The sequence below is a fragment of the Myxococcales bacterium genome (genome assembly GCA_016699535.1).
GTDB lineage: Bacteria > Myxococcota_A > Polyangia > Polyangiales.
This window is the reverse complement of sequence record CP064980.1, coordinates 2226177-2252553: the sequence shown is the minus strand read 5'-3', so window position 1 is coordinate 2252553 and position 26377 is coordinate 2226177. Positions and strand designations below refer to the sequence as shown.

Here is a 26377-nt window from a genome sequence, read left to right as displayed (position 1 = left end):
TTGTTTCAGTCTGCCGGCCATGCTACCTCGCCGGGCTATGGCAGAAGCTCGTGTTTCCTGGGACCACTATTTCATGAATATTGCGCTTGAGGTTGCTACCCGCTCCACCTGTGATCGCAAGCACGTCGGCGCGGTCATCGTACGCGATAAAACTATCCTTTCAACCGGCTACAACGGCTCAGTGCGAGGCTTGGATCACTGCGACGATGCCGGTCACATGATGGAAGATGGCCACTGCGTTCGCACCCTCCACGCAGAAATCAACGCCATTATCCAAGCGGCCAGATACGGTAGTTCTATTGACAATTCCGATATCTATGTCACTGCATCGCCCTGTTGGCCCTGCTTCAAGAGCATTGCCAACGCTGGAATTCGCCGCATTGTCTATGGCGAGTTTTATCGGGATCAACGCATTTTCGACGTGGCCCAACAACTAAACATCGAACTCATCAGTCTAAGCGAGACTGTTCAAACCACGATTAAGGATAAAGATGCCCTCTAAAATCAATCACCTAAGCTCAGTCGAAGTTGAAATCAATGTGGAAGTCAGCTGGGACGACATCAGTAAAGATCTTGACCGCACCTATCAAGAACTTGCCCGTACCTCAAAAATAAAGGGCTTTCGGCCCGGCAAGGCACCCAAGCATGTCTTAAAACAGGTCTACGGCAAAAAAGTCATGGAGCAGGTCTCAGCCAACATGGTCGAAGCTGGTATTCTAAGTGCCGTAAGCGAGCACAACTTGGCTCCTGTAGCTCCGGCCTCGGTTGAGCCACCCACCATAGAGCATGGCAAGGCATTGAAGTTCACCGCCAAGCTCGAAGTGCAGCCAGAAATCGAAAAAGTCGACATCTCGGGGCTTAAAGCAAACAAGCCTTCGGTAAAGATCAGCGCAAAGCAGGTCAACGATGAGCTGGAGCAGCTTCGGGCGCGTCAAGCCGACTTGGTTGCAACAGATGAAAAGCACAAAGCTAAATCGGGCGACATCGTGACCTTGGACTACGCTGTCGCGCTTGAAGGCGTGCCTCGTCAGGATCTGAGCACTCAAAACCGCGCAGTTGAGCTCGGCGGAGCAGGCCTATTGCCCGAAATCGAAACTGGCATTGAAGGCATGCGCATCAATGAAAGCAAGGACATTGAACTAAGTTTTGCCGACGATCACGGGGATGAAGAGCTACGAGGCAAAAAAGCCACCTGCTCGGTGACCATTAAACAAATCCAACAAAAACAGCTTCCTGAACTCGATGACGAATTTGCCAAAGACTGCGGCGAGTTTGAAACACTCAAAGCGCTTAAAGACGACATCAAGAAGCAACTTGAACATCGCGCAGAACACAAAGCTGAATCGGAGCTCCAAGAAAGCCTTATTGACGCCCTCATCGCCAAAAACCCAATCGATGTACCGCCATCCTTGGTGAACCAACAACATCAGGCCATGCTCCGAGACTTTATCGGGTTTTATCAATCCATCGGCGCAAACGCTCCACTGAGCGAAGAAATCGTCAAAGACATGCAGCCCAAAGCCGAACGAAAAGTTCGCACAGCCTTATTGTTCCGCGCTCTGCTCAAACAGGAGAAAATCGAAGTCAGCGACAAGGAACTCGAAAATAAGCTGGCCGAGATAGCAGAACGATCTGCAAAGCATATCGCTAAAGTCAAGGCAGAATTGGGCGCTGAGAAGCTTGAATCACTGCGATCGCAGCTCTTTGAAGACAAGTTACTTGAGTTCTTGAAGGAGAAGGCTACCATCACCGAAAGTAAAGCGACTAAGTCGCAGGAGAACGTCGATGAGTGACCTTTCTAGTCCCAGCAGTGCCTTTATTCCTTACCCACAAGTCGTTGAGACCACCCACCGCGGTGAACGAAGCTGGGACATTTACAGTCGTCTGTTAAAGGACCGCATTATTTTTCTTGGCACTGAAATCAACGACGATGTCGCAAACATTGTCATTGCTCAGATGCTCTTTTTGGAAAGCGAAGATCCTGACAAAGAGATTCTGCTCTACATTAACAGCCCCGGTGGCGTAATCACGGCGGGATTGGCCATTTACGACACCATGCAATACGTACGTTGCCCGGTGGCCACTGTGTGCTTAGGACAAGCAGCATCGATGGCCGCATGGATTCTTGCAGCCGGAGATAGAGGCCGCCGCAAGGCCCTGCCCAACAGCCGTATCATGATCCACCAGCCCCTCGGCGGCTTCCGTGGTCAAGCTTCGGATATCGAAATCCACGCCAACGAGATTTTGGCGCTTCGAGCCAAAATGAATGACATCATGGCTCAACACACCGGCCAGGCTGCAAAGAAAATCAAAGAAGACACCGAGCGCGATCGCTACCTTTCCGCCGAAGAAGGCAAAGTGTATGGCATCATTGACGATGTGATTGAGCATCGAAAAGTCATTAAAAAAGACAATAAAAAGTAGTAGTTTCCAGCGAATGTCTCACTTTGGCTTCCTGGGCCAGGGTTGGCATGATTTTGCCAAGTGCAAAGCCATGACAACTACTTGCCGTGGCGCATTTCGAGAGTTAAACTACAAGGATACAGGAAGTAAGGAGTTTTCGTGGATCGACGGCGTGAAGATGGTCATGGTAATTTACAATGCTCTTTTTGTGGAAAATCCCAAAAAGAGGTCAAAAAGTTAATTGCTGGTCCAACTGTATATATCTGTGATGAATGTATTGGTCTGTGCAACGACATCATTGCAGAAGAGGTCGGTCGTGAAGACAATCTCAGTACCAATGCCCCCCTTCCAAAGCCTGCTGAGATCAAAGCAGTTCTTGATGAATATGTCGTAGGCCAGGACCGAGCTAAGAAAATCCTCTCGGTTGCCGTTCACAATCACTACAAACGCATCGAAAGCAAAGTAGGCACCGACGACGTTGAACTACAGAAATCCAATATTCTCCTGCTCGGACCTACCGGTTCCGGTAAAACACTCCTTGCTCAAACGCTTGCTAAAGTTCTCAACGTTCCCTTTGCTATAGCCGATGCTACGACTCTTACTGAAGCTGGCTATGTGGGTGAAGACGTTGAAAACATCATCGTTCAGTTGCTTCAAAACGCGGATCACGATGTCGAACGCGCCCAACGAGGCATTGTCTACATCGATGAAATCGATAAAGTCGCACGCAAAGGCGATAATCCCTCCATCACCCGCGATGTAAGCGGTGAAGGCGTTCAGCAAGCCCTCTTGAAAATTATCGAAGGAACTATTGCGAATGTTCCCCCCAAAGGTGGCCGCAAACACCCTCAGCAAGAGTTTTTGCAGATCGACACCAGCAACATTTTGTTTATTTGCGGCGGAGCATTCGTTGGCCTGGATAAAATTATCGAGCGACGTATGGGCGAAAAAACACTTGGCTTTGGTGCCGATATACCCTCCAAAACAGAGCGCGCGGTGGGCGAACTTCTTGAAAAAGTTCAACCCGAGGACTTGCTCCGCATTGGACTTATCCCCGAGTTTATTGGTCGCCTACCCGTCGTAGCCACCCTCCATGAACTCGATGAAGATGCGTTGATTGATATCCTCACCACGCCGAAAAATGCACTCGTCAAACAGTTTGGCAAGCTCTTCGAGATGGACGGGGTCAAACTCAAGTTCGCCAAAGGCGCTTTGCGTGCAGTAGCCCGTGAGTCCCTCAAGCGAAATGCTGGAGCACGCGGCCTGCGCGCAATTTTGGAAGGCGCCTTATTAGAGATTATGTTTGATGTGCCGTCTGAAACTGGAATCAAAGAAGTAGTCGTCAACTCCGACGTGATTACCAAGGGCGATAAGCCACTCATTGTCTACGAAAAAGAAGCTGAAATGGCGTAAAGACCAAGCGCAGCCTGCTGAGGTCACTCTGGAAGCAAAATCGTAAGCGTATGATTTTTCTTTGTTTTGTGATTGTTCCGACGGACATTTTGTCCATGGACAAAGCAAGCGTTACGATACACACTTGCCGAAGGATTTAGAGATGTTTTTCAACCGAAATGAGAACGGCGCAGAAGAGGGACAAGCGCCCTCGCCTCTTCCCTTATTGCCTTTACGCGACATCATTGTGTTTCCGCACATGGTGGTGCCGCTATTTGTCGGCCGCGAAAAATCAATTCATGCGCTCGAGCACGCCATGAACGACAGCAAGAAAATCGTCCTTGCTGCGCAGAAAAAGCCAAAATCAACGACCCCGCCGCCGATGAAATCTATACCGTAGGCACGCTTGCAAACATTGTACAACTCCTTCGGCTGCCTGATGGCACCGTCAAAGTCTTGGTTGAAGGCAAGTGTCGAGTTAAAATCTCACGTTTCGTTCAAAACGAAAGCTTCTTTCTTTGCGAAGCTTCCGAAATCGAAGAAAAGCGCAGTGACACCGTCGAGACACAAGCGCTCATGCGTACGGTTCGCTCCACCTTCGAGTCGTACATGCGCCTCAACAAACGCATTCCCTCCGAGGCACTGGGCACTTTAGAGGCCATCGAAGAAGCCAACAAGCTAGCTGACTCCATTATTGTCCATCTCAGCAATGTCAAACTGGATGATCGCCAGAACTTGCTACAAACCGAAGAAGTCGACAAACGTCTAGAGCGCGTCTACGAGCTTTTGACTTCCGAAATTGAGATTCTTCAGGTTGAGAAAAAAATTCGTTCCCGCGTCAAACGTCAAATGGAACGGACTCAAAAAGAGTACTACCTCAACGACCAGATGCAGGCGATTCAAAAAGAGCTCGGCGAGCGCGATGAATTCCGCAATGAACTCGAAGAACTGCAAGAGAAAATTCAGAACAAAGCGCTGTCCAAAGAAGCTGAATCAAAGCTCGAACGTGAGCTACGCAAACTCAAACTCATGCAACCCATGAGTGCCGAAGCCACCGTGATCCGCAACTACGTCGACTGGGTGATTGCCCTGCCGTGGGGAGAACGCGCCGAAGAAAACTACGATTTGAGCAAAGCCGAGGCGATTCTTGATGAGGATCATTACGGGCTTCAGAAAGTCAAAGAGCGCATCCTCGAGCACCTGGCGGTACGCTCGCTTGTCAAACAGATAAGAGGCCCAGTGCTTTGCCTTGTTGGTCCTCCAGGTGTCGGAAAGACATCGCTTGCCCGCTCGATTGCACGAGCCACAGGACGAAACTTCGTGAGACTCTCGCTTGGCGGCGTGCGCGACGAAGCAGAAATACGAGGGCATCGACGCACTTACATCGGTGCAATGCCAGGGCGCATTGTTCAGTCCCTGCGAAAAGCCGACACGGATAATCCGGTATTTTTGCTTGATGAAGTTGATAAGATGTCTGCGGATTTCCGAGGGGATCCAGCAGCTGCTTTACTCGAAGTCTTAGACCCCGAACAAAACAAAAACTTTTCCGATCATTACCTTGATCTCGACTATGACCTTTCAGATGTCATGTTCATCACGACTGCAAACTCGTTGCATGGGATTCCATTGCCTTTGCAGGACCGCATGGAGATCATTCAGCTCACTAGCTACACTGAGTATGAAAAGATGAATATCGCTCAGCGCTACTTGGTGCCGAGACAACAAAAAGAGGCCGGCCTTGCCGGACACTCCATTGAGATAACCGAAAACGCACTTCGTTCTTTGGTCCATCAGTACACAAAAGAGGCCGGCGTTCGTAACCTCGAACGCGAAATCGGCAGCTTGTTCCGCAAGATTGCACGTGAAGTAGTTACCGCCACTGAAGAGACAAAGCCCTATCGCATCGGCGCAAAAAGCGTTGCAAAATACCTCGGACCTCCAAAATACCGCACGGACAAGGCCGGTGAGCACGATGAAATCGGCATGACCAACGGACTTGCTTACACCAACTATGGCGGAGCTATTTTGGAATGTGAAGTTGCAGTGATCGCTGGCAAAGGCAAACTTGTGATCACCGGACTACTGGAAAAAGGCATGCAAGAGTCCGCTCAAGCGGCACTCAGCTACATTCGCTCACGTCATAAGATGTTGGGGCTTGCAGAAGATTTTTACCAGAACGTCGATATTCATATTCATTTTCCTGAGTTTGTGCCCAAGGATGGGCCCAGTGCTGGCATTACGATGGCAACCAGTATAGCGAGTGCCTTCACAAAGATTCCTGTCCGCAGAGCCATTGCCATGACTGGCGAAATCACCCTGCGTGGAAAAATCATGCCCATTGGAGGCCTCAAGGAAAAGATTCTTGCTGCACATCGCGCTGGGATCTCAAGCATTATTGTTCCACGAGACAACAGAAAAGACCTCCGAGAGATCCCTAAGCGGGTGATCAACAATATTACGATTATCTTTGTCGAACATATGGACGAAGTGCTTCGAGAAGCTTTATGCATCAGCGATCCAGACGCCATGTTTGGAAAGCGCCCAACCCCATTGCGCATGGAAAACGGAAAAATTCTCGGCGAGGATCTCGACGTCGAGCTCGACCCCGAAGCCATTATCCCGCCCAACACCCCAGCTCCCGGCGCCCGGCAATAGCCTCGTACTCTTTCAGGGCATCTTGGTTGGCAGGGCTTTTCGCGAGCTTTGTTTGGCTTCGGCTTATGTCCTCGTTAAGGAAGGGAACACCTACTCTTCTTTGGCGGGCTCACTGTCTTGAACACGGGTGTCCTCGTCAAAGCCAGGCTCTTCAACAAGTGTCGGGCGGGCCGTCTCATCGTCCCATCCAGGATCCGGAACTTCAACCGTCGAAAAAGGAGCCGACGGCCGACGTTCAGCAAGGATAAGCATTTCCGGGGAATCTGCTCCGAAGAAAACGCCCGGTGTTGCCGTGCTTCCACTCACTTCGGCAACACGAAAACCTTGATTGTGAAGCAAGTGACCTACTTCGTGCAAGTTGTACATACGCAAGGAGTAGTTGCTCTCACGCTGCCGGCCGCCCTCGAGCAACAAGGTACGCTTCACATCAAGACGGGATGCGATGTAATCGAAAGCGGTCTCTTCCATGCACAAACACGCATCTCCCTCAAACCAAACCACATTGGGTTGAGTGCGAACAACAAAATCGCGATTCGAGACACCTAACAGCATGCGACCTTTTGGCTTCAAGGTTCGGTATAGCCGTTCAATCACCTGACGATTGCTTTCATCGTCGAAATAACCAAAGGTTGTTCCCCAGCAAATAACAGCATCGAAGGCGCGCTCAAAACTAAGCTCACGCATATCGGCGTGCAAAAAATTCAAACGTTGTGAACGCTCCTGGGCTTCTTCCGATGCACGTGAAAGCATGGGCAAAGAAATATCAAGACCCACAACGGCATAACCACGAGAAGCTAACTCAACGGCGTGAAGCCCCAGACCACAACCCACATCAAGAATGCTTGCCCCGGATTCAAGCGCAAGTCGACCTTCAATAAAATCACATTGGCGAGCAACTTGTTTGCGGCTCGGAGCCTTGACGGAACGAAGGTAGTCATCGTTGAAAAACTGCTCCCACCATCGCTTGGTGCTCGACATCGGTCCGAGCGAAACTTGCTTGATCTGCTGGTTGGACCCCGCAGGCGGTGGAGGTGGAACTGGCCTCGATGACGACGATTTTTTAGACTGAAGAGCTTTTGCAGCAACACCATCGTCGAGAACTTCATCCGGCTCCTCAAGAGAGATGGTCTCGTCAGCTGGCGATTTCCTGCGCCGCGTTGGTTCATTTTCCAGAACACGAAGCTCGGCATCACGCAAACTCATGTCAATTTCGTCGGTAACTTCTTCCTTCGAAAACGGCTGGTAAAGGCCATCAAAATCAGGTTCAAGCCCCAATTCCTCATGCGACGGAAATTCCGCGGACTCAAGCTCTAAAACAAGCTTGGCTTCCGGAGGATCGGTCGGCCTTGCTTCGATAAGAGAGGCGTCACTTGATGCCGCAGCAAGTACCTGTTGTCCGTTTTCACCATCGACTTGAGCTGAGTCCAAAGCTTCTCCATCGACGAGCGTGTCGACATTGTGATCATCACTACTCATCAGACGCCTTGTGTCCGAGTGCTTGCCCCATGCGAAGCATCTCTCCTGATGCAACACTTGCTATGATGTTACTTTCTTTTGTTGTTAACAACACCACTGTTGAGCCCAAATGAAAAACGCCTAACTCTTCACCCTTTTCTAAGTGTGGCCAATCCGTCTCGGAATACTGCTTTCGAGATGCCTCGCCGTTCCGACACTCGGGATCAAAGGAAAGTTCGATATTGCCCACACCCGCAGCTGCAACCATAACGAGATAAAAATCTCCAACATGCTCACTGTACAAATGTACCACAACGCGCTCGTTGCTTGCGAAAAGCTTGGGAACGAAGCGCATGCCGAGTGCGTTAACGGGATGTCTCGTCCCTGTAATTCGCCACCATCGGCATACGCGTGCATCAAGCGGACAATGCACGCGATGATAGTCTCGTGGAGAAAGGTAAAGCACTGCAAAACTACCGCCCTGCAGACGCTTGTCTTGTTCGCCGCCAAGTAGCTCCTCGAAAGTGTACTGTTGGCCCTTAATAAAAAGCTCGCCACCGCCACTTATCGGACCGACATCAATGACTTTACCATCCGAAGGCGCGGCCATGATTGTTTCCCCAGAAGCAAGCGGGCGCGCATCGGAACGGAGCCGTCGCGTAAAAAAATCATCAAATGATTCAAAGCCTTGAGCAGGAATTTCTGCTTCGTGCACATCAACGTCGTAAACCTTTGCAAAGCTTGCAATGACAGGACGTAGCAGTAGTGACGGCACGCGAAGTTCTGATGCGCGTCCGATCAGCTGACTAAAAGCTCCCTGGGGAAACTGTCTAAGGAGCCTCGCTGTGATATTGCCCGAATTCATCTAGTATTAAGGGTAGCCGACGCAACACCGGCACGTCAAACAGACGTCCAAGCAATTTTCCCTTGTCTGCGCCACACGAGCGCAGATAGGGGGCCGTGTCAGATATCGTAGTACAAGCTAAACTCGTAAGGAGTGGGCCTAAGACGCACTGGATCGACCTCATTGTGGCGCTTGTAGCTCACCCACTCGGTCAGAACCTCCGAGGTAAAGACATCGCCCTTGAGCAAGAACTCGTGATCCTTTTCGAGGGCATCCAAGGCCCCATCAAGCGATCCAGGGACCTGCGCAACGTCCTTGAGCTCCTCTGGCTTCAGCGAGTAAATGTCTTTGTCGAGCGGGGCGCCTGGATCAAGCTTGCGCTGAACACCATCCAAGCCCGCAAGCATCATCGCTGCAAAACTCAAATAGGGGTTGCCTGAAGGATCCGGGAAGCGAGCTTCGATACGCTTTGCCTTGGGCGAGGTTGAATAGGTTGGAATACGTATAGCCGCCGATCGATTGGCTGAGCTATAGGCCAAGTTCACAGGCGCTTCAAAACCTGGCACCAAGCGCTTGTAGCTGTTGGTCGTAGGATTGGTCAGTGCACAAAGAGCAGGTGCATGAGCAAGGATACCACCGATGTAGTGTAGTGCTGTTTCACTTAGCCCAGCATAACCTTCGCCGGCAAAAAGCGGTTTTCCATTCTTCCACAAGGATTGATGGCAATGCATACCGCTGCCATTGTCCTCAAACAACGGTTTTGGCATGAAGGTTACGGTCTTGCCGGCACGGCGAGCAGTGTTTTTGACGATGTACTTAAACCACATGAGCGAGTCGGCCATCTTTGTAAGTGGCTCATACTGCACGTCGATTTCACACTGCCCGGCAGTGGCTACCTCGTGATGACTTACTTCGACGATCATGCCTACTGATTTGAGAATCTGAACAATCTCAGTACGCAAATCCATCAAACTATCGGTAGGGGCAACCGGGAAGTAACCGCCTTTATGTCTAATTTTATAACCAAGGTTAGGCTTTTCGTCGCGACCCGTGTTCCAAACAGCTTCATCGGAATCCACACTGTAGAACGCGCCGTTCGATGTTTGACCATACCGCACATCGTCAAAAATAAAGAACTCAGCTTCGGGACCAACGTTGATAGTGTCTGCAATCCCAGTTTGCTTGAGATAGGCCTCGGCTTTGCGGGCAATAAAGCGCGGGTCTCGTGCATAAGGCTCTTTGGTCACCGGATGATGAATGTCGCAAGTAAGCACAAGGGTGGGATGCGCTGTAAAAGGATCCATTTGAGCGGTTGCTGCATCTGGCACGATGAGCATGTCTGAGGCATTGATTGGCTGGTATCCGCGGATGGACGAGCCATCAAAACCGAAACCGTCTTCAAAACAATCTTCATCAATGCGTTCGATGGGCACTGAAGTATGCTGCCAGACACCGGGCAAATCGACGAAACGCAGGTCGGCCATGACAGCCCCGTGTTTGCGGGCAAATTCGATAACTTGTTTAGGGCTTAGGATCTCTTTGGACATGCGCCGACTTATAGATCAGAAATGTTTCAGGAATGTTTCGCCAAAGTAACAATATTGTTTAAATAGCTTCTTCGCCCCGCTCACCAGTACGGATGCGAACAGCCTCCTCAACGGGCGAGACAAATACTTTACCGTCCCCAACACGGCCGGTTTTGGCGGCACGCTCAATGGTTTCGAGGACTTGCGGCACCATGGAGTCGGCTACCACGATTTCAAGTTTTATTTTCGGGACAAAATCTACAACATAGGCTGAGCCGCGGTAGACTTCTTTTTTACCGCCTGTCCGCCCGAAACCCTTAACTTCGGTGACTGTCATGCCTTCGACGCCCACCTCAGAAAGAGCTTCTTTAACCTCATCAAGCTTGAAAGGTTTTATGATCGCTTCTACTTTTTTCATGATTCCTCCATACCACTGCGTGCACTGGTGCGGTCGAACTCGATGTACCAAACATGTTCACTCGGCGCTAGCGCTAAGCTAACTTTAAGGTTCCAGAGGCGCTCTCACCAACTCACCTAAGGTTCACACAGGATGCCAAAACGAAAACAGTATTTATGGGTTTGCGAAAATACACGCCCCGAAGGACATCCCAAAGGATGTTGCTCTTCGTGTCAAAGCGAAAAAATACGCGACCTTCTAAAAAAAGGAATCGCAGCACGCGGACTTCATGGCCAAGTTCGCATTTGTGGCTCAAGTTGTTTGGACTTGTGCTGGGTGGGGCCAGTCATCGCGGTCATGCCTGATCACGCGTTTTATGGAAGGGTCACCGAAAACGACGTCCCGGATATTTTGAATGCGCTTGAAAAAGGCCAGCTTTTGCAGCGTCTTTTGCTAAATGACAGCGATTTTGATGAAGCAAAAGAGGATTAACCGATTGCACCGGTTGCAAGCTGCCGCCCTTTTGTTTAGGACGAATGAAGGCAAACTATTATCTGCAAGCGATCGCGAAAAACAAAGCAAGCCAAGGAAACGCCATGACAATACAATACGCCAAACACTTCCCCTTACTTATCGCGTGCTCAATCGTGTTGTCGGCAAATTGCGCCGACAAGAGCGCTCCACCTCCGGAATACCCCCCGATGCATCAAGCGCATGCAAGCGCGTGTAAAAGTAAACATCACAAAAAGGCGACACCCGCCAAAAGCCCGAAGCCGGTGCTTGTATCCGTAAGCAGAGGGCAACGTACGCCGATTGAGGGACAAACACCCCAGATTGCGCTCACCGCGCCGAAAAATGGCAGCCTTATAAAAAAAGGACCTGTTACAGTGAGCTACAAGTTAAATCATTGGGAACTATCTGCAAAAGGCAACCACGTGCATCTGATTGTCGATAACGAGCCTTACATTGCTTTACGTGACGTCTCGAAGCCTCTCGACCTGGTCGCAGTGGTCCACGATAATCTTGGCCATCCCTTGTCTGAAGGCAGTCATGTGATTCGCACCTTCCCAAGCCGCGCCACCCACGAATCAGTTAAAGTCGGCACACCTTTTGCGATGACGGTGTTTCATTACAAAAACAAAAGCAAAGCTTTTGCGTTTGATGAAAAAGCCCCTCTACTCACGTATTCTAGGCCAAAGGGTTGCTACCCTGCCGGCGAGCCTATTTTGCTCGACTTTTACCTGACTAACGTTGCAACGCTGGCGGCCGATGGGATGAAAGTTAAGTACACGATTGATGGAACTACAAACGGAATGATCACCAGTTGGGTCCCTCATTTTATTGAAAACCTCGCTGAAGGAGAGCACCAAATTCAATTGCTGTTGCTCGACAAAGACGACAAGCAAGTCGAAGGAATGTTCAACGACACTACACGCACGATTAGCGTAAAAAAGACTTGTGACTGAAAACGACGCCACGCTATCGTTTGAAGGTCAAGTCGCTATCGTCAGCGGCGCCGGCGGTGGTCTGGGCAGAAGCCATGCCCTGATGCTAGCGGCACGCGGAGCCAAAGTACTTGTCAACGACATAGGCAGAAGTCTTGATGGACGGGGAGAAAACCACAAGCACGCCGATGCAGTTGTAGCCGAGATACAAGCCGCAGGGGGCGAGGCTACAGCAAACTACGACAGCGTAAGCGATGCTGGACAAGCGGCTGGGATAGTCCAGCAGGCCATCGATACCTTCGGCCGTATAGATATTGTGATCAACAACGCTGGTATCCTGCGCGACAGCTCGTTTTCAAAAATCACAGAAGAACAATGGCAGAGTGTGATTGATGTTCATTTGAACGGCAGCATGTGGCTAAGTCACGCTGCGTGGCCGCATATGAAGCAACATAGTTACGGCCGGATCATTTTCACAAGCAGTGCAGCTGGTCTTTATGGAAACTTCGGACAAAGCAACTACAGCGCAGCAAAAATGGCGCTCGTTGGTTTATGCAAGACGCTCGCGCACGAAGGTGCGAAATACAGCATCCGCTGCAACGCCGTTGCGCCCATAGCACGCTCGAGAATGACTGAAACGATATTACCACCGGATGCGTTGGAGCGACTTGACCCAAGCATTGTGAGTGCTCTGGTAAGCTTTTTGTGCAGCAAGGCATGTGACGAGACTGGTCGTGTCTTTACAGTCGGAGCTCATCGTATTGCGCGAGCAGAAGTCGTCGAAAACGCCGGCGTATTACTCGATCCCAGCGACATTTCATTGGAATCCGTGAAAGAACAGTGGGAAAACATAAATGATATCAGCAAAGCGGAGCCTGTTGCTCATGCCACAGATGCAATCCGGAAAATTTTGGTTAAAGTTCCGTGACTAGCTCGTCTAGCGGAAGAACGTGAAAATCTTAATGAAGAAAGACATTCGTACCCTAAGCCTATGCTTTTTTGGATTAATGCTCGCATGCGGCAAAAGCTCCCCATCCGAGGAATCGACACAACTTGCCCCGGAACATAGCTACGGCAGCGAAATGTTCGGCGTGCAGGAAAATGAACGCCTCGCCAGCATCGCAGCAGAACAACCCAAGCGACAAGAAGCCCAACAACACCAAGAAGCATCGCTAATGAAAAAGCTCCGGAGGCAAGGTGGGAAGATGGTGCGCCTAGAATCCCATTGTACCTTTGGCTATCATGTTGTTGCCGTCGGTCCCGATGGCAAGACCGCCTTTGACAAATGGATCGATAAAAATCGTTTTAACGACATGGTGCTTTTGCCTGGATCAAAATTTATCTTTTGCGCTCAGTTAAACGAATGTCCGAAGCAATCCTTTTTCACCGTACCGAAGGGAACGGTAGCTGAACCCATTCGAGTGTTTACACCCTGTGAATAGCCGGTGCGTTGAGACGAACTGCTATCGCTAATTTGAGTACATTGCGCTGTCGGTCGATTGCCGTTTTTGTTTAGCAAAAAACATCCTGTCGATGTTTCGAGAACTTAGGACAATTTTCCTATACAATTGATTCGATTCTCGCTTGTACAGAACCTCAAGTCTTTAGACTTTTTCCCTGAAACGAAGGTACTGTAATGTTGAGGAAGGAGCAAAAATGGACTCTATGTACAACCGCATTTTGGTTGTGGACGAAGATCAACATCTTCTAGAGCTTTGCCATGAAGTTTTTGCCCCAACAGATAAACATCCCATCTCTGCTGACGTTTCGACCGATAAGGCAAAGGACTCAGACAGCTCGAAGTCGATTTTTTATGATTTAACGACAGTCTCCCAAGGAGAGCATGCGCTAAAGTATGTGCACGAAGCTTTAGGCAGTGCGCAGCCCTACTCCGTTGCTTTTGTTGATAGTCATCTCCGTGCAGGCATCGATGGATTGGAAACGGCAAGACGTATTCGCGCACTCGATGATCGCATCTACATCGTTATTACCACCGACGGCAGTGATGACAGCGTCGACACAATCCAGGAAAGCATCAAACACGACGTGTTGCTGGTGCGAAAGCCAATTAATCGGGACGAATTTTTTCAGCTGGCACGTAACGCCTGCGTGGGATGGAATAGAAACCTCGAGTTGCAACACAAATGCCGCATCTTACTAGGAAGCGATGATATGGATTCGGTGCATTTGGGCGAGTGCATGGAAAAAAAACTCACTGTTCTGTTTGCTGACATACGGGATTTCACGACACTGTCCGAACAAAAAACGCCCCAAGAAGTGTTCACCTTCATTAATGCCTTCCTTGAGCAGGTTGTGCCCATCATCCTTAGCCATGGGGGGGCCATAGACAAGTTCATGGGCGATGCAGTCTTGGCCTTCTTTGATGGACCCGCTGACAACGCTGTAGCGGCATCCCTCGATATATTAAAAGCATTGAAATCGGATCCAGATAAAACAGCTTGGGACTCTGATGAACTTCGCGTCGGTATCGGACTCAATACTGGCATCGTGATGTTGGGAACGGTGGGCAGCGCTGAACGCATGCAGCGAACAGTGATTGGCGATACCGTCAACAGCGCTTCTCGGATCGAAACCCTTACAAAGGTCTACCGAAGCCCTCTGATTATCTCTGAATCAACCCACAACGCGCTGGTGAATCCCTCGCAATTTCAGATTCGCTTCATTGATCGCATTCGAGTGCGGGGCAAATCCCGTCCCCAATCGATATTCGAGGTCTTCAACCACGATCCAGACCGAGTTCGACACGCAAAAGAGCGACTGCGTGAACACCATGAACACGCCCTTGCCTGCTATCACATGCGCGACATCGACAATGCAGAGCTCATGCTGAAGCAGTGCCAAATACAGCTTCCCAACGACACCATCACCGACCTGTATCTCAATAGATGCATCGCGTTCAAGCAGACGGGAGTCCACGAAGGCACCGGCGAAATGGAGCTGCAGGTTCGCTGGAGCGATGACTATAGCATCAACATTCCTGAGGTAGATGAACAGCACAAACACTTGCTTGACATCATAAATCGCGTCTCAATGTTGGTGCACGGAGACGGAGAAGGCGACCTCAATGAAGTGCTGGACTCCTTGGCTCGATACACTCAAGAGCATTTCCACACTGAGGAATTGCTGATGCATAAACATCACTACCCTCTGTTTAAGGAACATCTCAAGGAGCACATTCGCTTTATCGAATACTATCAAATCCTTCGAGATGAAATTGTCTCAAAGAAACACGACAAGCAGTTTCTCCTCTTCAAGATCAATCTGTTCCTTGTGGACTGGTTAATCAATCACACCACTACTATTGATAAACATATGGGTAACTATCTAAACCGGCTTGGCGTGGTCGAGAAGCTGCCGTGACCGTGCAAAAAGAAGGATAAAAGGCCAACGAAATTTATCTCGTTGATGAGTGCCGGGGACATCTATTCCGTTCAGGTGGGGACAAAAGCCCATAGGGGTGAGAAAAGCCCCCAAGGTCGGCCGAGTGCATACAGAAAAAAACTAATCATTCCGTTAGAATGCTTCTGGCATGCGATTTGCATTCTCTTAGAAATACATAAAGACATGCCCACACCACAAACCACCACCAAGACAACCCGGCAACGCTCCTAAAGAAGTTTACACCCTTTTTCTTCTTTAGAAGTTTGCCAAGTCTTGGTGGTAGTTTTCTTTTAACTTGCATAAAAGATGGACCACCTTCAGCACCATAGTTCTGAATAAGGCTTCCAAGCTCGGGTGGAACCAGAACAAAGCCATCATAAATTTCTTGAAGGTCTTGGGGTAAATTCATTAGCTGAGCTCACTCTATTTCAGAAGGGCCACGGCTTCGATTCAAACCAGTTTTTGCTTTTGATTTCTGGAAAACTGAAAAAAACAACGCATTCTTTAATGCCCTGACTTGTGCAGGATTAAGCCCGCGTAGGGCTTTGTTGTCTTTTGATGCGGACATGAGATTGGACGTGTCATCGACATGAGCCAAGCCTAAGACATGGCCAACCTCATGAGCGAGCGTCATGCCAATGGGATAAAAATCTGATGTCTCAGCTGGCAAATCGATAATAACCGAAGGGGTAAACTGATCGATGCCAATTTGGTCGACAAGTTGATGCTTTTGGAAATTTTGGACTGTCGTAAGATTTCTCGGAAGGATTGCAAACCCTTCAAGCTCAGCAAAATGACTCGATAGTGGGTGGCGCTCGTCAAGCAGTGTTGGCACAAAAACAACGTTTATAGCCCTTTGCGCCGGACTTGCATAAGTTCGGATAAACTCTCGAAGCGGAATCAAAAATCTATCGGACGCATTCTTCCTATCAACGGGTTTCTCTCTGTATTCATCGCCTTGCGTTGTTTTTGCGTGAAAAATGTCCAGTCTACCGATGCCTCTGGGTGGATCGAGCATACAGAAAGCGATTCCGTAGGATGAAAAAAAATCACGAGCGATATCTATCGCAGACATCGTTTGTACTTCATCAAGTCGATTGTCTTGCAACACTTGGATTGGAATCGTATGGCCCTCCGAAGTCCGTTTGTTACAAAGTGGCGCGCCTTCACCGTATTCTGGGGAAGGCTTCAGTTGATGCTCTCCCTTCTTTGAACAAGATAAAACAACCAGGCACGACAGGACAATAATAGGCAGGACCTTACGCACGTCGATGCTTTCTACAAACTATTTAAAAACGCCATAAGTGCTTGGCGATCCCCATCACTCAAAGCCAAATATGCATCTCGAACTGCCCCCGCTTCACCGTCATGAAGTTCAATCGCTTCAGCCAGTGTATCGGCTTCACCGGAATGCATATAGGGATCAGTTTGACTGATACCCCATAACGGTGCTGTACGAAATTCGACCATACTTGCTGGTCCATCCTCAATGCCCACGGATGTAATTGGCAGTACTTCGTGAAGGAGCAAGTCAGAATATAGCACAACCGGACCATCTTCACCCTGAAGAATGGGTATGTGGCAGGACGCGCAACCTATCGTCTCAAATACACTTTCACCATGCATGACTTGGGCATCGTTGCTGAAATCCTGCCGGGGGGGCGGAGCAAGCATCTTAAGAAAGAATAGCAACGCTTCCGCTTCACTGTCTGAGAATTCCGGGTCAGGGATGCCATCGTTATCCTCAGTTATTCCAAAAGAAAGATTCGTTTTCTCGGCCATAGACATACCAAGTTCAGCGCCAATTGCATCGCGTGTAAACTCTTCCAAACTTGGAATCTGTGCTTTCCATCCAAAACGACCGATTACATCCCCCGCAAGCATCGAGACACGGCCACTAATCCCATCACTATCATCATCGTTTGGATCGGCGTGCCCTTTAATCTCATCATCGGAGATCGTTTCGATGAGCCCTAATCCAAACAATGATGGCGTTTGCCGATGCTCGAAAATACTCACTTGTGCTTCAGGCTTCACTAAAGGATCCAGCAAACGTCCAAGACGCGGTAGCAATGTTCCTCCTGAAGGAGCAATGAAATTTCCACCACTATCGGTTGATCCAGTTCGCATTGCATTGACTCCACGTGGACCACTTCCACCGATAACAGGATCAAAGTGACAAGCGCGACAGGAATCTCCATTAAAACCTGGGTTTCCTACTCCATCCGAAAAATAAAACTCCTTGTCGAAAACTCGACGACCAGAAAGGAACGAAGCTTGCTCAGAATCGTCCAGAGCTCGATAGGGTCCCCCATACTCACCAACGTCGGGAACAGCCGCATCTTGAGGCAAAAGACCAGGACTACTTTGAGCTCGACCTCCAAGTAAAAGCAGAAAGGTCTTGAGCTCCGCTTTCTGATCTTCAGTTAGATCCATGTACTCGTCACGCGCACGCTGTGCTTCACCACCGTGTGCCTCGATAGCCTCCTCAATGGTTCCGGCACGACCATCGTGGAGGTAAGGCCCGACCGCAGCAATGCCCCAAAGGGGCTGCGTGCGAAACTCACTGCCCGTGGCTCGAAGCATAGGAAAACCATCAGCCAGTGCCGATCCCATATCATGCACGAGAAGATCTGAATAGACAGGAAGTGGTCCCCGAGCGCTTTTCAATCGCGGCGTATGGCATTTTCCGCACTGAAGACTATCGAAGATTTCTCTTCCTTTTCTTCCACTTTCATCCAACTCTTCGATTTGCGGAGCAGCCAGCAGCAGAGCAAATGACACAAGATCAAAAAGCTCCGAATTCGAAAGTTCTGGATCGTCTACACCGTCGTCGTCTTCCAGAGACGGTGTATTGATGGCAGCTTGAGCAAAAGGCTCTAGGAGTTTACCTAGGTCTCCTACAAAACGCATGGTTTCCAGGTCAGCTGCATTTGCAAACGGAAGGAGTGCACGATCCGTAAAACTAAGCGCCTCCGTTGTAATTCCAAGATGATTAAAAAGTGGCCCTCTCACGAATCCTTCGATGGAATTAGTCTGTGCCTTACGACCGAAACGGCCGACAACGCCGAGTTGGTAATTCGCTTTTCCACTGATTCCATCGCCATCAAGATCATTGGGATCTTCTCGTGAAAGTATTTCTGTGTCATCGACTTCAGATAACAAGCCAATCCCAAAAAAAGGAATTGCATTACGCACAGCCAGAACATTTAGTCCCTGTGGCACACTTGGCTGAGCATTTTCGTCGCTACCATAGTAAAACTTTCGAATCACTCCTCCAGCGGGTCCAGCCGATTGCGCAGGACTAAACCCATTCTGTTCATCAAATGTGCCAGCCAAAATAAAATTACGATAAAGCCCGCTACCACCTCCAAGGGTTGGTTTTTCATGGCATGATGCGCAGAATGTTACGTTGAATGCTGGGCCGAGCCCATCGCTTCGTTTAAAGCGACGCAATGCCACTTGTTTTCCTCGCTCAAAAGCTTCTCGTTCCTCGTTGGTGGCGCTAGGGATGATCTCACCGAGTGCAGCACTAATGTTCTCAGCGACAGGACCGTGATCACCTTGAGTTTGAGTAGTATCACTGCAGGCAATACAGACAACAAACCACAGACAAGCTGTAGTCCTTGCAAAGCAACCAGAATTAGCGGCCACGGTACCACCCTTCTTCGTTGTGAAATCGCACTCTAAAAGTATAATCTCTACGTACTCAAAGTGCTACAATCTGTCGTATTTTCCAAAATTCCAGCAGCGTGAAAGTCAAGTAACCATTTTTTTACCTACACTCAATGTATGCTTTTAGATGAGCCGCACTACAGGGCCAACGCAAACACCAGTAGCCAAAAAACAACCGTTATGCCGAAAGCCACAACCGGATTAAGGTTAGGTAAATCGAGCTGTGGAAGCCCGTTCCAACTCCAGCTCCCGCCATTGGTTTTTTCTGGAAAAAACGAAGCGAAGTCTTCCCGCACCCATTCCATTTGCTCAAGAGTTAAATCATCAGGGTAACTGGGATCTTGCGGAATCGAACTAAGAGCCGTTTGAAGCTTTGCAACAGAATCAGGCTCGAAAATGATGTCGTCTTGCAACATAGGAAGAATATCCTCAAGTCCGGGATTAAGTCCTTCATACGGAAAAAACCCTAAACACACCCAATTCATTCCAGAACGCTGCTTAGGATCCCACAAACGTTTTTCGATCCATATCCCCGCAAGCGCTTCATCTGGAGCAACGCGATAAAGTGAGTCGACAAACTTTCCGATGCCCTGGATCTCATAGTAGCCGAAAAAACCAATCGCGTACGTTGGGCTCAAATGCACAGCTGCAGAACACGACTGCATTTGACCAGGATTCTCAACCTTAACATTGGGTTGAGGAAATGGGGTTTCGGGTCCTGCCGGCGGCGAAGCAGCTGGACTAGTTGTCTTGGACGAAAGCTTTAAAGTGGCATCTGGATTATTAGCAAGGGCAGCTTGTAGCTCTGGTAATGAACCGGAGTCCTTAAGCCACTGTGAAAGTCGCTGTGGATCGCCATCAAGCCTTGCAATTTGCCCCTTCCATTCCTCAATAAAACTTGCACTCAATGGGAAAGTCAGCTTCTGCGTCCCGATCTGCATTTCCAGCTCGTATGCATTGGCGACTTGCTCGGAATCGACTTGAGCTAGCGGATCATCTACTTCTGCCGCACAACCGGACACAATGACTAGCAAAGCGACAACGTAGTAACGGTAGATAGTCTGTTTAAATGAGTTTGGTTTTTGATGAAAGGATTGCAAACAAGGCATCTGGATCACTAAAGCATTAGACATATCCTGATGCTAATTGAATTCGAGCTGGTCGTTAAGTTGTGTGTCTAAGAAGGCTACTTGAGTACACCGACGACAATTTCTTCCAATGCAAATTTTTACGGTGATATCAATGGCTGTTCTTATCCGGAGTCTCTCCTCCAATGTGCCCAATCAACACACTCTCATCTAAAAGGAGCACTGCCCTGTATTTTGCCCCACCACGCGTCATCACAAATGCTGAAACGTGACGAGAAAAAAGATCGGGGGTTTTGCCTTCGCCCAGTAGGTTCAATAATTGAATGAGCATAAAGCTCAAGCTTAACGGTAATGTCTGAAGTCTGCATGATCATTTTAGTGAGAGTGATATTAAAATCAGTCAAAAGTATTTCGGTTGTCTTCTCATCACGAGCAGATAGCACGTGTCCATGAACAATCGCCGTCTGGAAGATCAATGCCAAGGCACCCGAAACACTCAAATGATATTTACCGTCAAAAGGTGAAACATGCTGGGTTTCGACATGACATTTCGAAATAGCTATCTTTCCATCGACGGTTATTTCATCAATAACCGGATTCTCTTCCTTAAAACCACTAACCCAGAAAGGCGAAATAATTTTTTCTAAAGGTTTACCGCTAAGCGTTGTTTTGACTTTATAGCGATCATAAGGGTTAGGTTGCGGTTTTTCCTCAGTCATAGCGCTTTTCTCCAGAGAATCGTTCGTCTGTTTAAAAATCACACTGCTCTAGGCAAGATATATCCAAAACATGATTGTTTACCAGTTTTAGGCCTGTGCCCGGAACAAGATATGGTATTCAGCCCACGAGTGGTCTTTCTGCAATAACGAAGGTCCAATCGTCCTGCTGTGGCCGCTCAGCTCGATAACTATCCAATCGAGCTACCAGTTGTGCCGCACTCTGCTGTATTGGCAACTCGCAATATTCTTCGAGCAATTTCGAAATTCCACGGATACCATACTCGCGCCCCTTTTCGCCTTTCGTCTCTACAATACCATCCGTGAAGAGGAGCAGTCTGTCTCCCGGATTAAACTCAAAGGAATGGATACCTATATCGCATTTCAAATAACCCAACGGATTACTCGGCACAGAGATCGCTCGGGTTTTTCTCTGTCCATACGGTAAGAGCAATGCAGGAAGTCCTCCGGCACTGTAAAGGCAGACTTTGTTATTCTCGTTCAAAAAATCCAGAACCGTTAGCGTCATATGATACTTGAGTCGCCCCACTTTGTAGATTTCTTCGTCGATTTTGTTCAGCCTAATCGGTAAACTCGGTTCATTCTCTGTGACGCGAAACGCCGCGGCCACAGCCGCTGTCACCATAGCTGGACCTGCACCATGTCCTGAGACATCACCAACTGCAACCTTAGTTATGTTGCGGCCATGTTGTTCATACCACCACCAGTCGCCACTGCACTTTTCGGCGGGTCGATAAAAACCTTGAATAGAAAGATTGATGTTCTCAATAAAATCTTTCTCGGGCAACAAACCGCTTTGAACCACAGCAGTTAGCTCAAGTTCGCGCTCGGCATCTTGAAGGCGAGCATAGCGCCTTGCTTCTTCAAACTTTTCACGCTGCCGGCGCGTAATTTCAAATAAAATTAACAAGATGACAATCCCGTATGTGAGATAGGCCCACCAACTCTTCCATGGCGGTGGGGCAACGACAACGGATAATCTGGCCATCTTTTTGCTCCAGACACCATGTCGATTTGAAGCTCTAATTTCGAGTGTGTAGCGGCCCGGTTCCAATCTGGAATACGATACGATGCTCGACTTCGATTTAACCCACTCGTCATGAAGCCCCACAAGCCTATGTGAAAACACATTGCGTTGCGGGTTCCCAAAAGACAGTGCTGCAAGGTGTGCCTCAAAATAGGCATCACGATATGACATTTCGATATGAGAAGTCTCCCAAATCGGCTTCTCCGTTTGGGCAATTTTATTCCTGATAAGGAACGAGGTTATGATCGGAGTTGGGACGGAAGTGTCGATATGAATTTCATGAGGGTCAAAACGTATGAATCCATCGATACCTCCAAAGAAGATCCGACCTGATTTTCCCATGAAACCTGCTCCTTGATTGTACTCATCAAGAGCCCCGTCCTTGGAATCAAAAGTCATGAGGCTTCGATTTTCGGGATTGTATCTAACCAAACCCTGGCTACTTGTTGCTAGCCAAAGAGTATTTGTATCGTCGATCGCGATTTCATTGATAACTCGTGCTTCAAGTCCAGCTTCGAGACCTACACGTTCGAATTTTTCCGTTTGAGGATCAAACTTATTCAGACCGCCGCCGTCTGTACCGATCCACACTTCATTCCCACCACTCTCGACAACAGAAGTCACGGTGTTATTCGAAAGCGAAGAATCGTCGTCTTCATCATGGAGAAAATGAGACACATTGTTGGTAACCGTATTCCACACAAGCAGACCAGCATTCAAAGTCCCGATCCAGAAGCGGTTTTTCGTAAAAGGACTTTTGTAAACTTTGTATATGTAGTCTGAGTCTTGCGAACCGGCACTACCAAGTACAAGCTCAACTTTCTTGGTCTGCATATCAAAAGTTGCTAAGCCAAACCCTAGCGTACCAAGCAATAGTCCGTTATCTGAATAAGGGACTATTTGAGTTACAGTGCTTAGCAACGACAGCTCTGGGCCCCTTTGAGCTCGTAAAGATTTCAAATTTTCCGCTATCTTCGTCATAGCGAACTAAACCTAAACTGTGGACCGAAAACCAAAGCTGGTTCTTGTCGTAGTAGCATGACGTAATCGGAGCATTGTTGTTATAGCTGATGCCAAGTTGATCTATACTGAGCGTCTTCTTAGTCATGTTTTTCGGATCAAAACGAGTCATTCCTTTCCACGATGCCGTCCACCACACTCCCTCGTCGTTCTCGCAAATTGCAGTGACTAAATCAGGTTGCCATTGAAACAGCTCACGAATGGGATCTTTTCGAGAAACACCACCGTCCATGGCTATCCAAAGTTGATCATCACGATCGATGAAAAGCTTATTCACAAGGAAGCTACTAATTGACCAGCTAATTGTCTCTCCGGATGATAAGTCAAAAACGTTTTTGCATGTTGGTTAAACCGGGCCAACCCACCCGAAGTGGCTATCCAAAGCTGACCACCTGGATCAAACAAAAAGTCGCTTATTTCATTTCCGGGCAAACTGTCATACTGATGGTGTTCATGGGTGTACCGTGTTTGGTCCATGGTAGTTAAATTCATAACCACCATGCCATTCCAGTCAGTGCCTATATACAGCACATTTGCTTGTGGCTCGTACATCAGAGCAGAAATATAGTCGCCTATATAGTAGCTCTTTGCATGCTTTGTATGCGGGTCATATAAGAACAGATCACCTGACAAAGTACCAATCCAAATTTTCCCTTTGGGACCGTCAGCCACGGCACTTACTACATAGTTTTGACCCAACATTGAAAAATGTTCCTCTTCGAACTTATTTTCTGGTATGTGCAAACGCAAAAGCTTGCCGTCTCGTGTACCAACCCAAAGCGTTCCATCGAGGCTCGTGTGTAAAAAAAGCACGCCCGTTTTTTGGTAACCGCTCTTCTTAGAGCGGGAGTCTAGATAACGGGTAAACTTCGCGCTGCGGAAATCAAAACTGCTTACTCCATTTTCCAAAGTCCCAATCCAAAGCAGCCCATCGGGTGTCATCGTTAAATCGGTAATTGTGTTTCCGGAAACGGTGTTTAGATCATTTTTTGAACTACGATAAACAACCGTACGCTGTCCATCATACCTAGCAAGACCATCGTAGGTTCCAAACCACATAAACCCCAAACGATCCTGTGTGACAGACGTAACATTTTGCGAAGGCAAACCTTGCTCACGCTCTGCTCGATGAAAAACATAACGGTCTGGCCAAAAGAGCTCTGTTGGCAAATCATCAGCAAAAACGACAATGGGTTGATAAAGAAACCATCCAATAAAATAAAGGATGACTAACCCTATTGAATGCCCTCCCCCTCGATACTGTCTATCGCGACAACCACTCATGTTTGTGTTGTCCAGGGTAGACCTCAACATTCAGCAAATCAATTTCTGCGTACTAAGTGCCTGACTTATCGCCGGGATCGAGCTGAGCATGGGCGTCACGAAAAGCCCTACCAATCAAATGAAAACGCTGATGGACATCTCTGTCTCTGAGTTGTCGTTTGACATTCCATTGATAAATGCTTCGATATTGATAGGAACTGGTCCATGTCAGAAGATTAAATAGTGGATTGGTCTTCCGGGTGTAACGCAACCGGAAGGGGGCATACCGTGTTGCTACTCCGCAGGAGCTGTCCGATGTATTTTGCACGGCATGCCACCACCAAGCTGGAATGAACAATATTTCACCCGGCTTAATATGAGCTTTGAGGCGTGGGACATAATTCGCCAATGCCATCTCACCAGTATCTAATGTTCTAAGCGGTGTCGACTGAAAACCAATCATACTCGAAACGTAGAGCATGTCAGGATGCGATTTCAGAGGCTCCATGTAGCTACTGTGCTTGGGATGAACAAACCACCATGTCTTTTCTCCCCAGATTTGACAGAAAAAATTAATGACGTTGGCACAATGAAAATTTGTGCCGCGAGACCCTGCTCCCATAAAAAGCTGCGCACCTAGATTCTCTACGCCAACAAATTCGCTGAGTTCCTCTAGCGGAAGATCCGATTTCAGCTCAGGGTTATCATTGAATACATCCGCCCAGTTACTCACATAGTGATAGTTTGTCTCTTTATGACTTCCCGTTTTCATTTCCTCAACCAAGCGTTTCATCGGTATGGAATATCCCGGATAGGCCGCACCTCCTGGTGGGTTTGCGGGAACAGCAATGTCTCCATAATGCTTATCAAAAAAATCTGGTGACCATTTTTTTATGGCAGCAAATCGTTCCAGCAGCCCTTCAACTATGATGGGATGTGGTGACTCCCACATTAATCGCTCGAATTCTTCTGGATCAATCTCACTGTAGTGGACGCGGGGAACCTCTTCCTCCGGCGCTATCGCTGTGTCTTTCAGACGTTTCAGCCCTTCGCGCACGAGTTCATCGCGACGCTTCGTCAGAAAGTCGGGATAGCGAAGTAGATGGTTAGCTAGGAAAGATATATTGAGTTTCCGCTCGGTCTCTTCCTGGGGGCTATAACTCCTCAATTTTGCTTCCAATTCGCTAATTTCCTGGAGTTTTACCATACTCTTCCTCCCAGTTACGGTTGTAATCTACTAGATCGACGCACCATAATTTATTATAGATAAAAATTTACAAACGTCCACGTAAAATTTTTCCACAAACACAGACGTCGTTTTTTTGTAGGCGTACAGGGTAGCGTGTAGGTGTAGCGTGCCTAGTAGAGTATTTGATCAAACTCACAGCAGTTGCTTCAATAAAGGACTTGGTTCTCGTATGAACGAACGCAATGAAAATGATATTGTAGCAACCATTCGTGCACTTCGGGACGCGTGGGAAAGAGGTGATAAGGACGCCGTAGACGAGCATATTCATTATCCGTTACTCGTTATTTCTATGGATGGAATCGTATCGCTGGACAGCTACCCCCTAAGCAATGAACTTTTTTCGAAAACGACAACATGGACTCATTCCACCACCAGACGGGTATCAGTTGAAGGCATTTGTGGAACAAAGGCTCACGTCAGTATCAATGGATGTCGTTACCATAAAAACGGTACGATATTTGAGCAGTACTACGTGATCTACATACTTCATAAATATGAACAAAAATGGAAGGTTTATGCCGTTTCAGAAATAGCGATACCAGAAAAAGGATAAGTGCGCTGTGGCTCACTGATCGAAGATACGGCTTCAAAACTCTGGGCCGTGGCCACAACGGATGGGTTTGGGGAAACCGTGCTTTTGAGTGGCCTTATCAAGCAAGCGAACGACGTTGTATGCGCACAGCGAAATAGCTGCTTTGAGCCCCAGGAGTTTTCGTTTAGCTTTGTCCTGCGGCGAATCATCACGGATAGGCCCAGTTCACGATACAGCTTACGCACCCATCGCTCGCTCACCACCGCT

At 48.4% G+C, this 26377-nt stretch carries 23 protein-coding genes and 1 pseudogene; 11 read left to right on the top strand and 13 right to left on the bottom strand.

The annotated features are described in order from the left end of the window. The first annotated feature begins 37 nt into the window (after nucleotides 1–37). The 5 genes and pseudogenes from IPJ88_10705 (at nucleotide 38) to lon (ending at nucleotide 6450) form a co-directional block, all read left to right on the top strand. Nucleotides 38–502 (top strand): dCMP deaminase family protein, encoded by a 465-nt coding sequence (locus IPJ88_10705; protein QQR88706.1) that lies wholly within the window; start codon nucleotides 38–40, stop codon nucleotides 500–502. Beyond that, complete coding sequence (gene tig, locus IPJ88_10700) at nucleotides 492–1793, top strand: trigger factor (protein ID QQR88705.1); 1302 nt, start codon at nucleotides 492–494, stop codon at nucleotides 1791–1793. Before IPJ88_10705 ends, tig begins: the two co-directional genes overlap by 11 nt. Further along, entirely contained in the window at nucleotides 1786–2424 is a 639-nt protein-coding gene (gene clpP / locus IPJ88_10695) for an ATP-dependent Clp endopeptidase proteolytic subunit ClpP (GenBank protein QQR88704.1), read from the top strand. The genes tig and clpP overlap by 8 nt, the downstream gene beginning before the upstream one ends. A 138-nt stretch (nucleotides 2425–2562) precedes the next feature. Further along, a complete protein-coding gene (gene clpX, locus IPJ88_10690; protein QQR88703.1) occupies nucleotides 2563–3816 on the top strand; it encodes an ATP-dependent Clp protease ATP-binding subunit ClpX in 1254 nt (417 codons plus the stop codon). A 142-nt stretch (nucleotides 3817–3958) separates the two neighbouring features. Continuing rightward, nucleotides 3959–6450: pseudogene (gene lon, locus IPJ88_10685) on the top strand (endopeptidase La). A gap of 90 nt (nucleotides 6451–6540) precedes the next feature. On the opposite strand, the gene IPJ88_10680 reads toward lon, so the two are convergent. The 4 genes from IPJ88_10680 to IPJ88_10665 all read right to left on the bottom strand — a co-directional run bounded on the left by IPJ88_10680 (nucleotide 6541) and on the right by IPJ88_10665 (nucleotide 10693). Continuing rightward, nucleotides 6541–7926, bottom strand: a complete 1386-nt coding sequence (locus IPJ88_10680; GenBank protein ID QQR88702.1) for a class I SAM-dependent methyltransferase — start codon at nucleotides 7924–7926, stop codon at nucleotides 6541–6543. Beyond that, nucleotides 7919–8770 carry a phosphatidylserine decarboxylase gene (psd, locus tag IPJ88_10675; GenBank protein QQR88701.1) on the bottom strand — a complete coding sequence of 284 codons (852 nt, stop codon included), beginning with the start codon at nucleotides 8768–8770 and terminating at the stop codon, nucleotides 7919–7921. The genes IPJ88_10680 and psd overlap by 8 nt, the downstream gene beginning before the upstream one ends. A 98-nt stretch (nucleotides 8771–8868) precedes the next feature. Next, nucleotides 8869–10296: a type I glutamate--ammonia ligase gene (gene glnA, locus IPJ88_10670; GenBank protein ID QQR88700.1), complete on the bottom strand. Its 1428-nt coding sequence runs from the start codon at nucleotides 10294–10296 to the stop codon at nucleotides 8869–8871. A gap of 58 nt (nucleotides 10297–10354) precedes the next feature. After that, nucleotides 10355–10693: a P-II family nitrogen regulator gene (locus tag IPJ88_10665; protein QQR88699.1), complete on the bottom strand. Its 339-nt coding sequence runs from the start codon at nucleotides 10691–10693 to the stop codon at nucleotides 10355–10357. 132 nt (nucleotides 10694–10825) lie between these two features. Between IPJ88_10665 and IPJ88_10660 the strand changes: the two genes are divergently transcribed. From IPJ88_10660 to IPJ88_10640, 5 genes are all read left to right on the top strand, one after another. Then, on the top strand, nucleotides 10826–11164 hold the full coding sequence (locus IPJ88_10660; GenBank protein QQR88698.1) for a (2Fe-2S) ferredoxin domain-containing protein: 339 nt from the start codon (nucleotides 10826–10828) through the stop codon (nucleotides 11162–11164). Between the two features lie 104 nt (nucleotides 11165–11268). Further along, entirely contained in the window at nucleotides 11269–12138 is an 870-nt protein-coding gene (locus IPJ88_10655; GenBank protein ID QQR88697.1) for a hypothetical protein, read from the top strand. Continuing rightward, entirely contained in the window at nucleotides 12131–13045 is a 915-nt protein-coding gene (locus IPJ88_10650; protein QQR88696.1) for an SDR family oxidoreductase, read from the top strand. Before IPJ88_10655 ends, IPJ88_10650 begins: the two co-directional genes overlap by 8 nt. 22 nt (nucleotides 13046–13067) lie before the next feature. Next, nucleotides 13068–13559 carry a hypothetical protein gene (locus IPJ88_10645; GenBank protein ID QQR88695.1) on the top strand — a complete coding sequence of 164 codons (492 nt, stop codon included), beginning with the start codon at nucleotides 13068–13070 and terminating at the stop codon, nucleotides 13557–13559. A 214-nt stretch (nucleotides 13560–13773) separates the two neighbouring features. Then, nucleotides 13774–15498, top strand: a complete 1725-nt coding sequence (locus IPJ88_10640; GenBank protein ID QQR88694.1) for a bacteriohemerythrin — start codon at nucleotides 13774–13776, stop codon at nucleotides 15496–15498. 145 nt (nucleotides 15499–15643) lie between these two features. On the opposite strand, the gene IPJ88_10635 is transcribed toward IPJ88_10640, so the two are convergent. The 9 genes from IPJ88_10635 to IPJ88_10595 all read right to left on the bottom strand — a co-directional run bounded on the left by IPJ88_10635 (nucleotide 15644) and on the right by IPJ88_10595 (nucleotide 25536). After that, nucleotides 15644–15928 (bottom strand): hypothetical protein, encoded by a 285-nt coding sequence (locus IPJ88_10635; protein ID QQR88693.1) that lies wholly within the window; start codon nucleotides 15926–15928, stop codon nucleotides 15644–15646. A 9-nt stretch (nucleotides 15929–15937) separates the two neighbouring features. Then, nucleotides 15938–16594 (bottom strand): matrixin family metalloprotease, encoded by a 657-nt coding sequence (locus IPJ88_10630; GenBank protein QQR88692.1) that lies wholly within the window; start codon nucleotides 16592–16594, stop codon nucleotides 15938–15940. 203 nt (nucleotides 16595–16797) lie between these two features. Next, entirely contained in the window at nucleotides 16798–19173 is a 2376-nt protein-coding gene (locus tag IPJ88_10625) for a hypothetical protein (GenBank protein ID QQR88691.1), read from the bottom strand. A 158-nt stretch (nucleotides 19174–19331) separates the two neighbouring features. Then, complete coding sequence (locus IPJ88_10620) at nucleotides 19332–20327, bottom strand: hypothetical protein (GenBank protein QQR88690.1); 996 nt, start codon at nucleotides 20325–20327, stop codon at nucleotides 19332–19334. A gap of 161 nt (nucleotides 20328–20488) precedes the next feature. Further along, nucleotides 20489–21001, bottom strand: coding sequence for a hypothetical protein (locus IPJ88_10615; GenBank protein ID QQR88689.1), 513 nt, complete (start codon nucleotides 20999–21001; stop codon nucleotides 20489–20491). Between the two features lie 118 nt (nucleotides 21002–21119). Next, nucleotides 21120–22919: a SpoIIE family protein phosphatase gene (locus IPJ88_10610; protein QQR88688.1), complete on the bottom strand. Its 1800-nt coding sequence runs from the start codon at nucleotides 22917–22919 to the stop codon at nucleotides 21120–21122. Between the two features lie 7 nt (nucleotides 22920–22926). Then, nucleotides 22927–23343 carry a hypothetical protein gene (locus IPJ88_10605; protein ID QQR88687.1) on the bottom strand — a complete coding sequence of 139 codons (417 nt, stop codon included), beginning with the start codon at nucleotides 23341–23343 and terminating at the stop codon, nucleotides 22927–22929. Continuing rightward, entirely contained in the window at nucleotides 23340–24350 is a 1011-nt protein-coding gene (locus IPJ88_10600) for a hypothetical protein (protein ID QQR88686.1), read from the bottom strand. Before IPJ88_10600 ends, IPJ88_10605 begins: the two co-directional genes overlap by 4 nt. Before the next feature lie 52 nt (nucleotides 24351–24402). After that, a complete protein-coding gene (locus IPJ88_10595) occupies nucleotides 24403–25536 on the bottom strand; it encodes a cupin-like domain-containing protein (GenBank protein QQR88685.1) in 1134 nt (377 codons plus the stop codon). Nucleotides 25537–25747: 211 nt separating this feature from the next. Here IPJ88_10595 and IPJ88_10590 point away from each other — a divergent pair, with 211 nt between their 5' ends. Continuing rightward, nucleotides 25748–26131, top strand: coding sequence for a hypothetical protein (locus tag IPJ88_10590; GenBank protein QQR88684.1), 384 nt, complete (start codon nucleotides 25748–25750; stop codon nucleotides 26129–26131). The last annotated feature ends 246 nt before the right edge of the window (nucleotides 26132–26377 follow it).

What these genes read in the sequence shown, in the direction of transcription:
- IPJ88_10705 (QQR88706.1), top strand. Translation starts at nt 38, where the DNA reads ATGGCAGAAGCTCGTGTTTCCTGGGACCACTATTTCATGAATATTGCG.
- tig (QQR88705.1), top strand. Translation starts at nt 492, where the DNA reads ATGCCCTCTAAAATCAATCACCTAAGCTCAGTCGAAGTTGAAATCAAT.
- clpP (QQR88704.1), top strand. Translation starts at nt 1,786, where the DNA reads ATGAGTGACCTTTCTAGTCCCAGCAGTGCCTTTATTCCTTACCCACAA.
- IPJ88_10680 (QQR88702.1), bottom strand. Translation starts at nt 7,926, where the DNA reads ATGAGTAGTGATGATCACAATGTCGACACGCTCGTCGATGGAGAAGCT.
- psd (QQR88701.1), bottom strand. Translation starts at nt 8,770, where the DNA reads ATGAATTCGGGCAATATCACAGCGAGGCTCCTTAGACAGTTTCCCCAG.
- glnA (QQR88700.1), bottom strand. Translation starts at nt 10,296, where the DNA reads ATGTCCAAAGAGATCCTAAGCCCTAAACAAGTTATCGAATTTGCCCGC.
- IPJ88_10665 (QQR88699.1), bottom strand. Translation starts at nt 10,693, where the DNA reads ATGAAAAAAGTAGAAGCGATCATAAAACCTTTCAAGCTTGATGAGGTT.
- IPJ88_10660 (QQR88698.1), top strand. Translation starts at nt 10,826, where the DNA reads ATGCCAAAACGAAAACAGTATTTATGGGTTTGCGAAAATACACGCCCC.
- IPJ88_10655 (QQR88697.1), top strand. Translation starts at nt 11,269, where the DNA reads ATGACAATACAATACGCCAAACACTTCCCCTTACTTATCGCGTGCTCA.
- IPJ88_10640 (QQR88694.1), top strand. Translation starts at nt 13,774, where the DNA reads ATGGACTCTATGTACAACCGCATTTTGGTTGTGGACGAAGATCAACAT.
- IPJ88_10635 (QQR88693.1), bottom strand. Translation starts at nt 15,928, where the DNA reads ATGAATTTACCCCAAGACCTTCAAGAAATTTATGATGGCTTTGTTCTG.
- IPJ88_10630 (QQR88692.1), bottom strand. Translation starts at nt 16,594, where the DNA reads ATGTCTGCGATAGATATCGCTCGTGATTTTTTTTCATCCTACGGAATC.
- IPJ88_10620 (QQR88690.1), bottom strand. Translation starts at nt 20,327, where the DNA reads ATGTCTAATGCTTTAGTGATCCAGATGCCTTGTTTGCAATCCTTTCAT.
- IPJ88_10615 (QQR88689.1), bottom strand. Translation starts at nt 21,001, where the DNA reads ATGACTGAGGAAAAACCGCAACCTAACCCTTATGATCGCTATAAAGTC.
- IPJ88_10600 (QQR88686.1), bottom strand. Translation starts at nt 24,350, where the DNA reads ATGAGTGGTTGTCGCGATAGACAGTATCGAGGGGGAGGGCATTCAATA.
- IPJ88_10595 (QQR88685.1), bottom strand. Translation starts at nt 25,536, where the DNA reads ATGGTAAAACTCCAGGAAATTAGCGAATTGGAAGCAAAATTGAGGAGT.
- IPJ88_10590 (QQR88684.1), top strand. Translation starts at nt 25,748, where the DNA reads ATGAACGAACGCAATGAAAATGATATTGTAGCAACCATTCGTGCACTT.